The 1,150-nt window shown below is 64.4% G+C and carries 1 protein-coding gene; it reads right to left on the reverse strand.

All coding sequences use genetic code 11. From position 1 onward, the window contains the following. A complete protein-coding gene (locus Q5762_RS36780; RefSeq protein WP_315896670.1) occupies nucleotides 1-1,110 on the reverse strand; it encodes an IS630 family transposase in 1,110 nt (369 codons plus the stop codon). Between the last annotated feature and the right edge of the window lie 40 nt (nucleotides 1,111-1,150).

A 1,150-nucleotide genomic window follows, 5' to 3' on the forward strand; every position in this document is an offset into this window, starting at 1 on the left:
CTAGTGTCCTGAGTCTGTAATTCGTCGGCAGTATGAGGCCAGCGATTCGAGGATCTGGTCGGCGGTCTTTGTCCAGACGAACGGCTTGGGGTTGTCGTTCCACGAGTCGATCCATGTGCGGATGTCCTTCTCCAGCGCCTGGACCGACTTGTGGACACCTCGCCGTATCCGCTTGTTCGTCAGCTCCGCGAACCACCTCTCGACCAGGTTCAGCCAGGACGAGCTCGTGGGTGTGAAGTGCATGTGGAACCGGGGATGGCCCAGCAGCCACTTCTTGACCGCCGCGGTCTTGTGGGTCGCGTAGTTGTCACAGATCAGGTGGACATCGAGGTCTCTCGGGACCTCCTTGTCGAGTTTGGCGAGGAACTTCTTGAACTCTTCCGCCCGGTGGCGCCGGTGGAGCGATCCGATCACCTTCCCGCTCGCCGCGTCGAAGGCCGCGAACAGCGTGGTGGTGCCGGCGCGGACATAGTCATGGGTGGCCCGCTCGGGCACGCCGGGCATCATCGGCAGCACTGGCTGCGAACGGTCCAGCGCCTGGATCTGGGACTTCTCGTCCACACACAGCACCAACGCCCGCTCCGGCGGATCGAGATAAAGCCCGACCACGTCATGGACCTTGTCGACGAAGAACGGGTCCGTGGACAGCTTGAACGTCTCCGAGCGGTGCGGCTGCAACCCGAACGCCCGCCAGACCCGGGAAACGGTCGACTGCGACAGGCCGGTCTTCTTCGCCATCGAACGGGTCGACCAGTGCGTGGCGTTCTCCGGCGTCGACTCCAGCGTCCGGGCGATCAGATCGGCGACCTGCTCGTCCATCACCGTGCGGGGCCGACCAGGACGTGGCTCGTCGGACAACCCGTCGAGACGGTCCGACAGGAACCGCCGACGCCACTTCGACACGGTGTCCCGGGACACCCCGACCCGCTCCATCACCATGCGCGTCGAGACGGGAAAACCGTCCTCCCCGACGTCGTCGCAGGCCAGGATCACGCGCGCCCGCATCGCCATGTCCTGCGCGGACTTACGCCGCCGCACCCAACCCTCCAAAACCGATCGCTCGGCATCGGTCAGATCCAGCGGCGCAAGCTTCGGTCCCGGACGCGTCATACGTCCAACTCTATGGGAACTTAAGACTCAGGACACTAGG

This window comes from Streptomyces sp. P9(2023) (assembly GCF_032436795.1).
Lineage (GTDB): Bacteria > Actinomycetota > Actinomycetes > Streptomycetales > Streptomycetaceae > Streptomyces.

Bases quoted from the DNA above. Each gene is read 5' to 3' on its own strand.
- Q5762_RS36780 (WP_315896670.1), bottom strand. From the start codon at position 1,110: ATGACGCGTCCGGGACCGAAGCTTGCGCCGCTGGATCTGACCGATGCC.